Origin of the sequence: Methylocystis sp. H62 (assembly GCF_015709515.1) — a bacterium.
Taxonomy (GTDB): Bacteria; Pseudomonadota; Alphaproteobacteria; order Rhizobiales; family Beijerinckiaceae; genus Methylocystis.
Genome location: NZ_JADNQZ010000012.1, coordinates 1 through 7,010, shown reverse-complemented (window position 1 = coordinate 7,010; position 7,010 = coordinate 1). Strand labels below are relative to the sequence as shown.

At 59.7% G+C, this 7,010-nt stretch carries 7 protein-coding genes and 1 pseudogene; 1 reads left to right on the top strand and 7 read right to left on the bottom strand.

From position 1 onward, the window contains the following. Nucleotides 1-22 precede the first annotated feature (22 nt). From IYY11_RS00200 to IYY11_RS00185, 4 genes are all read right to left on the bottom strand, one after another. Nucleotides 23-256, bottom strand: a complete 234-nt coding sequence (locus IYY11_RS00200; RefSeq protein ID WP_196402283.1) for a hypothetical protein — start codon at nucleotides 254-256, stop codon at nucleotides 23-25. A gap of 191 nt (nucleotides 257-447) precedes the next feature. Then, nucleotides 448-840 carry a VOC family protein gene (locus tag IYY11_RS00195; RefSeq protein WP_196402282.1) on the bottom strand — a complete coding sequence of 131 codons (393 nt, stop codon included), beginning with the start codon at nucleotides 838-840 and terminating at the stop codon, nucleotides 448-450. A gap of 295 nt (nucleotides 841-1,135) precedes the next feature. Then, a complete protein-coding gene (locus IYY11_RS00190) occupies nucleotides 1,136-3,088 on the bottom strand; it encodes a hydrogenase maturation protein (RefSeq protein ID WP_196402281.1) in 1,953 nt (650 codons plus the stop codon). Between the two features lie 76 nt (nucleotides 3,089-3,164). Beyond that, on the bottom strand, nucleotides 3,165-4,190 hold the full coding sequence (locus IYY11_RS00185; RefSeq protein ID WP_196402280.1) for a GlxA family transcriptional regulator: 1,026 nt from the start codon (nucleotides 4,188-4,190) through the stop codon (nucleotides 3,165-3,167). 619 nt (nucleotides 4,191-4,809) lie between these two features. Between IYY11_RS00185 and IYY11_RS22475 the strand changes: the two are divergent. Continuing rightward, nucleotides 4,810-5,055: pseudogene (locus IYY11_RS22475) on the top strand (IS21 family transposase); the annotation flags it as partial. A gap of 170 nt (nucleotides 5,056-5,225) precedes the next feature. On the opposite strand, the gene IYY11_RS00175 reads toward IYY11_RS22475, so the two are convergent. The 3 genes from IYY11_RS00175 to IYY11_RS00165 all read right to left on the bottom strand — a co-directional run. After that, the gene (locus tag IYY11_RS00175) at nucleotides 5,226-5,606 is read right to left on the bottom strand and encodes a phasin family protein (RefSeq protein ID WP_196402278.1); all 381 of its coding nucleotides are present in this window, start codon (nucleotides 5,604-5,606) and stop codon (nucleotides 5,226-5,228) included. A 463-nt stretch (nucleotides 5,607-6,069) separates the two neighbouring features. After that, nucleotides 6,070-6,762 (bottom strand): SMC-Scp complex subunit ScpB, encoded by a 693-nt coding sequence (locus tag IYY11_RS00170; RefSeq protein ID WP_196402277.1) that lies wholly within the window; start codon nucleotides 6,760-6,762, stop codon nucleotides 6,070-6,072. 116 nt (nucleotides 6,763-6,878) lie between these two features. Continuing rightward, nucleotides 6,879-7,010, bottom strand: a 132-nt coding sequence (locus IYY11_RS00165) for a DUF1403 family protein (protein ID WP_196402276.1), incomplete at its 5' end; no start/stop codon positions are given.

The following is a 7,010-nucleotide window of genomic DNA, read 5'->3' as shown; positions in this document are numbered from 1 at the left end:
ACGGTTTAAGTTCAAGCGATGATCAAATACTTGCCGGCTTCGTCCTTGCCCCGGATGACGGCATGGCTATGCGCATGACGGTGTCGAAGTGGTCGACGCCGACCCAGTTGAGCGTCGTTCCGAGGTCAGCCTTCGTTACGACGTCAATCCCAAATAGGCGGCGACGTCGATCGGTGTAGCGCAACGCGAAGCACGAATTCTCCGTGCGCTCCTCGCATTCGCGAAGCAGGCCCATGGCGGACATCGACGGCACCATAGATCTCCCCAGTCATAGGCGGGCAACCCGCGCAGGATACGTCCTCGCGACGTCGGCTCGAGGCGCCAGATAAATATGAAATCATCCCCACGCGATCAGCGACGGCTCCCAGGGCGCTTGGCCGAAAAGGTGGGATATTTGTCCTGCTGCGAACTGAAGCGCGCGTGAAGATCGCGTCATGAAAAAGGAATTCACGCCCAGACGTGACCAAAAGGATCGCGCACTGTTCCGCTACGATCTCCGTAGAACCTATTCTGCAGACCGCAGACCTTGGTCGCGTCGGCTTCGATCGCCTTGATGAAGATTGAATCAACGTCGGGCACATAGACATTTAGGCTGACAGACGAACCGCCGAGCGTTCTCGGCGACGCTAACCCGCTCTCTTCATAGACATCGGAGAGCATGACGATCGAATCGCCGATCATGATCTCAGCATGGGCAATGAGACCATTTGGGAGTTCGATGCGCACGCGCTCCTTGGCGCCGAATGCGCTATTGTAGAAATCAAGCGCTTTCGCTGCGCCTGCGATGCAGAGATAGGGTGTCACTTTGCCATAAGGCGCTGGAACTGATGTGTCGGTCATGTTTCCCCCTCGGTATTGCCCCATCTGAATTAAGCCCGGAATCCCCAGATGAACGCGCAACGAGCACAGATACGCTGCAGGAATAGATCGTCTCGCCGCGTGTTTACCGCTCTGGCGTCGGCGATGCCGATCCGTCGAAAATCGAACCTTAACGACTTGCTGAGTCGGAGTCTGCTTAGCGGCAAAAAGTGGTCCCTCAAGGGCGTGAGCAAACGAGCTTGTGGACGGCGATCAAGTACCAGGTGGTCTTCGCTCCTTCCCTAGGCTTCGCGCTAGACGCATCAGCTCGCGAGATTCATTGAGCCGTTGCAAAGAGGCGCCGGATCGTTAGCCGCAGCAGATTCGCCCATGCTTGGGCCACGGTGAGCAATCTGCGCTGCTGCTCCACTGCCCAATTTGGTTGGAATTCAGGTCTATATGCAGCCTCTTGCATGCCTTCGATTGTTCTCCCTTCGAATTGGTCTCGCCGAATTAACGAAGTCGTTCCAACTTTAGGCGGGGCGCCCTTGAAGACAAAGCGCCGACGCGCCTCATGGTAGGCAGGATCAGGTCCGAAGAAATTCGCCCGCATCCACTGGAGCTCCTCGTCGCGATAATTCGCCAGTGGTTTGGCCAATTCGTCCTCCAGCCGCCGCTGGAGTTTCATGACCAACAGCGCGCCGTAATCCGGTCCCTGCGCAAGCGCCATGGCGCGCCGCCTCAGCTCTTTTTCAAACATTTCTATGTCTTCGCCGAAGACCTCATCGAGAAAGCCGATCTCGCAAGCCTTCTGCGCGCCGAGCGGTTGGCAACCCTGCGTAAGTTCCAGCGCTTTTTCCTGCCCCACGCGCTTTGGGAGCAAATAGGTCCAATATTCCGCACCGTAAAGTTTCCCCATGCTGCGGTAGTGAGGATTAAGAACGACGCTGGGGCGCGCAAAAACCTGATCAGCCGCGAGCGCCAGAATCGCGCCGCCTGCGCCGGCGTTGCAACGCATGCCGGCGATCACGACATGCGACATGGTGTTGATGACTTCATGCACCAGATCGTCCATGGCGTTGATGTTTCGCCACGACTCTTCGGCCGGATCGGCGCTTGCTTCAATCACGTTCAAATGGATGCCGTTCGACCAGAAGTCGCGTCCGCCGAGCAGCACGATGACTCTGGTGGGGCGCGAGCGGGCGTAAAGGAAAGCGTCGCGCAGACGCTTGCATTGCGCCGTGCTCATCGCGCCGTTGTAAAAATCAAACGAGAGATAGCCGACTTTGTCTTCTTCGCGATAGACGATTTCCCGATACGTCCGATGGTCGTCCGGCGCATCGATCGCGAGCGGCGTTTCGGGCGTGTCGCGCAGGAGAGGGCCCAACACCTGAGCAGCAGGCAATTTGATTCCGGAGGCGGCGCAGAACTCTTCTGCGCATCGTTCGCAGCCGACGCCGATCCGACCCAGGCGGCAACTGTCGCTGTTCGCCTGATCGCTCTTCGCCTTCAGATGCGAAATCCAAACAGCGCCATCGACGGCGCCGATGCAGATCGCGCCATCGCGCCGCGCGAGGATCTGACCGGGCGCGCCTCTCAGGCGATCCTCTTCATGCGCGCCGAAAAGGAAACAGTCTACGTCGAGCAACTTGCTCAGAACGCCCGGGGCGCTGTCCGCGGCGCGCAATTTCCTGATGACGGTCGCCGCCGAGTCCTTTTCCCAGTCGATCGAGCGATCCGCTTGCTTCATCGAGGGGCGAAGACGGCCGCGCGCATATGACATCGCCTCGCAGAGGGGCTCCGGCCGCCAGGCTCCGGACTGAACTTCGCCCGTCTCGATCCGCGCGATCGCTTCAAGCACGCCGCACAGAGCGGCTTCAGTCACGGCGCCGCGATACAGACTGCTTTTGCGCGGCGGATCTGAATCAAGAGCGAATTCCGGAGAGGCCCAAATCGGCCCCGCGTCGAAATCCTCGGCGGCTTCCAGGATGGTGACGCCCCATGCCCTTTCGTCGCTCGTGATCGCCCAATCGAGCGACGATGGTCCTCGGTCGCCTTTGATGCCCGGATGCACGATCAGACATCTCGTGCGGGTATAAACTTCAGTTGGAATCGCGATCTTCAACATCGGCGCGACAATCAGATCCGGCGCGTGCCGCTCGGCGGATTCGATCATCTCCGCGCCACGGGTGACGACGCTCACTCGAATTTCGTGCCCGCGTTCGGCGAGTTCGACAAAGAGCCGCTGGCTGAGGCTGTTATGTGCGGAAGTCAAAAAGAGAATGCGCACGGGGTCCCTCCCATGTTGAAGTTAGCTCAGTTTGAATGAAGCTGTTCGTGCCGAAATCGCCGTTTTGCGGCTTTCGTCAGGCGTCTAGCGTCGATCGGAAACGCGCCCGATACTCGGCTGGACTGGCGTCGAAAAGGCGCTGAAAAGTGCGTCGCATGCGTTCGGCGTTTCCAAAGCCGGATTCCCTGGCAATCACCTCGATTGATGAATTCGTGTGCTCAAGCTTGGAGCGCGCCGCGTCCGCGCGCGCGCGTTCGGCGAATTCGGCGGGCGTTTGACCCGTCTCACTGCGGAACAGGCGCGAGAAACTGCGCTCGCTCATCGCCATGTGATCCGCCAGCGCGGGGACGCTCAGGTCCGCCTCAGGATGCGCCAACATCCATGTCTGAAGTTCGCTGACGTCCGCTCGTAAAGGCTTCTCCAATACGCTCGTATGCCCCTTGAACTGCGATTGGCCGCCCGGTCGCCTCGGGAACACCAGCAGCGCGCGTGCGACGCCGAGCATCGTATCCCTGCCCAGATCCTCCTCCACTAGAGATAGGGCGAGGTCGATGCCTGCTGTGATCCCGCCTGATGTGTAGACATTCCCATCGCGGACAAAGATGCGGCTCGCGTCGACTTCGATGGACGGATACGCCTTCGCGAGACGGTCTGCATAAGTCCAGTGCGTTGTCGCGCGCCTGTGGTCCAAGAGGCCTGCTCGCGCGAGAACAAACGCGCCAGTGCAAATCGAAACGATCCGCCGCGTCCTGGGCGCGATCCACCGCACCCATTGGAGGAGCGCAGAGTCTTCGGTGACGGCCTCGCAACCCATGCCGCCGACCACGACTAAGGTGTCCAATCCCTCAACCATATCGCCGTAGCTGTGGGAGGCGACGATCTGCAGTCCGGACATCGTCGGGACAGGTCCCGCCGCTTCAGCGATCACGATGGACTGGTAGGTCGGCGGCTTCCTCAGCACGCTCAACATAAGGTTGGCCCAGTGGAACGTTTCGAACGGACCCGAAAGATCAAGGCTCTGGCAGTCCGGGTAGACCAAAAACCCGACCCGACGGAACCGGGCGTCTTCAGGGGACCGCTTTTTTGAGAGTTCCTGTTCCATGACGCGATCTTCACGCGCGCTTCAGTTCGCAGCAAGGACAAGTATCCCACCTTTTCGGCAAAGCGCCGGATCGGAAGGTCTGTTGTGGGTCTTGGCTGTATGAAACGTGCTGCAAGCTTTGATATTCGTGAGCCGACCCAAAAAACGGAACAATCGCGGGATTCGGAGGATTGGGACTGTACAAATGCGTGCAGTCAATGGCGACAGCTATCGGCGGGATATGAGAGAGAACATCTCGATCGCCCGCATCCGTGTCGTAACAACTCGTAGCGCCCGAATCGTCGATGATGTCGATGTGCCAATGACCAGCGGAACGCGATCGCATTTTGACGATGACGCGGCACCCTCGATCTGAACCACGACCTCGACGAGTTCTTCGCCGGGCGGGGCTGAGCATCCGAATGAGAACGCCTCCACCTATTGCTCGAGGCGCAGCCGGCTTGATTGGCTCGCTTCGCAACCACAGCATGACGTTTGGGAAGAGACGGATGCGACCCTCCGCAAAATTTCTCTTCGACTAATTATCAGCGCACCAATTCCGACATTGAATTCAATTCAGCCGAACCGTGTGCAAAATGAACTTGCCGTTGATAATGCGCAGTTGAGTTTTTGGTTCCGTACGGCGCAGCGGATTTTCGATCGTCTGCGGGATAAAGAGGGATTTTCCGGCGGCTACGCGATCGTGCGCGAGTATGTGGCGCGTGCCCTTCTGTGTTCGCGCGAGATGTTCGTTCCCTTGAGCCATCGCTCGGGACAGGCGCAGGCGGATTTTGGCCAAGCGGACAGCTACATCGCCGGCAAAGAGGTCCGCTTTCATTACTTTTGCGCGGACCTGCCGCACTCGGACGGTTGCTTCGTCAAGGCGCCGCGCTTGGGGTCTGGAGCGTTGCCGCGCGCGAATCCGCCGGAAGAGCGGGGAGACCCTTGGCTCCGAACTCGCCGACGCCATCGCCTTAAGAAAAACGCTCGGTCAGCGGAGCTGATCGAGCGTTTTTATGTTGGCCCGATTTAAGACGCGTTAAACCGCGTGTAAAATCAGTTCTGCTTCGTGGCGACCGGCGCTTTTGACGGGGGCGCGACGACCGGTGGCTGTGCGGGCGACGCGCCATTGATCGGCTTGAACGCTTCCTTGGCGAGGCTCGAATACGTCTCGCCAATCTTGGTGGCGTAGGCCAGGAAATCGTCATAGGCGGATTTGGTGAAGTCCGACTGGAGCTGGATCGCCTCGTCGATCTTTTTCACGCCGATCAGCTTCTCGAAGAACGCCTGGCTTTTCTCGAAGGACGCCTTTGCATAGTCCGTCGTTTCGGCCGCAATGGCCTCTAGACCCTTGGTTGACGAGGTAACCACCGTGGCAAACGGAGCGCCGAACGAAGCCGCGCCGAACGCTTTTGTCGCGGGGAAGTTGCTGAACATAGAGCATCCCTTTTTGGTCTAGGCGCGCGGAGCAATTCCCACGCAGCCGCGCAGGTAATGTGCGCTGCACAATGTGTCAATAATCATATTGCTTTGCACAACCGAGCCGGTCGCGGCGCAACGCTGCTTAAAGCGGAACCAATAGCAAAGGCCGTGGGCTCGGCTCTCGGCCCAGCAAGCCGAATAGCTCGCCTGACCGAAACGTCCGCCTTGCGCCGCGCTGCCGAGCCGCCGCCCGCCTTGTGCGGCAGCATGGCTGATGGGATGGCGTGACTCCCGCGCATGATCGAAAGGTTCACCAAAATGCGCCAATGCGCACCTTTACATTTTGCACAAAAGTTACACAGGGCGGCGGTGCGATTGCGTAGTCTTTGTTTTAATTGGCGATCACTAGGTGACCCCAAACCTGTTTTCGGCGTGAGAGCGCAACGTCTAGTCGCGAGAGTTCTGTCGTCGATCATTCCTAATGCTCCCCGGCGTCGCTCTCCGCATCTAGATCCTCTTCTCCTGCGCACAAAACAACATCGAGATCGGCCTTGGCCTTTGGCATCTCCAAGAGCCCTTCGTCTTCGAGCCGTTCGATGTCGGGAAGCTCGCGCAGCGTCGCGAGGCCGAAAACCTCCAGGAATTTCTTGGTCGTCACATAGGCGAAAGGCGCGCCGGGCTGCGGCGCGCGCAAGGCGCCGTCGATCAGGCCATGGCGCTTGAGCGCGCCGATGACGTCGCGGCTGATCTCTTTGCCGGCGACCGACGAGAGTTCGGCGCGGGTGGCGGGTTGCAGATAGGCGATCGCGGTCACCGCCAAAATCTCGGTCGGCGTCAATTCGGGCGCGCCGGCCTGACGCAGATCGCCGCCGGCCGCCGCGCGGATCGCCGGCGCGAAGCGCGGCTTGGTGCGCAGTTGATAGCCGCCAGCGACATAAACGAGGTCGTATGGCCTTGCGCGCAAATCGTCGCGGATGTCGGCAATCAGCTCGTCGAGGTTGCAGGTCGAGCCGACGACCCGTGCGAGCGCCTCGCGCGGTACGGGGCTTGGCGCGGCGAAAATGACGGCTTCGACGCGCCCCATCCACTCGCGCCAGCGCACGGCTTCCGGTAACTCCATGAGCACGGGATCAAACGAGTCGTGCAGCTCGTTATTTTGGGGGCGGCCCATGTTTGCGCCTCTTCTTGCCGCGTTTGCTTCATCGGAGCCGCTTGCACTTTGCTCGACAACAATTTTCAAAACGCGTTTCCCGCGCCGAACCGGCATCCACTTCGGCTGGAAACGCTTCAGAGCCCATAAAGCCGGAAGCTCGATCGCCCCGACAGTTCGTGCACCGCGTCAAGTTCAATGAGCCGATCGAAAAGACGCCGCGCGCCGCGGTCCGAGAGCCCTGCCGTTTTCGCCGCGCGCGCCGGCGC

What these genes read in the sequence shown, in the direction of transcription:
- IYY11_RS00200 (WP_196402283.1), bottom strand. Translation starts at nt 256, where the DNA reads ATGGTGCCGTCGATGTCCGCCATGGGCCTGCTTCGCGAATGCGAGGAG.
- IYY11_RS00195 (WP_196402282.1), bottom strand. Translation starts at nt 840, where the DNA reads ATGACCGACACATCAGTTCCAGCGCCTTATGGCAAAGTGACACCCTAT.
- IYY11_RS00185 (WP_196402280.1), bottom strand. Translation starts at nt 4,190, where the DNA reads ATGGAACAGGAACTCTCAAAAAAGCGGTCCCCTGAAGACGCCCGGTTC.
- IYY11_RS00175 (WP_196402278.1), bottom strand. Translation starts at nt 5,606, where the DNA reads ATGTTCAGCAACTTCCCCGCGACAAAAGCGTTCGGCGCGGCTTCGTTC.
- IYY11_RS00170 (WP_196402277.1), bottom strand. Translation starts at nt 6,762, where the DNA reads ATGGGCCGCCCCCAAAATAACGAGCTGCACGACTCGTTTGATCCCGTG.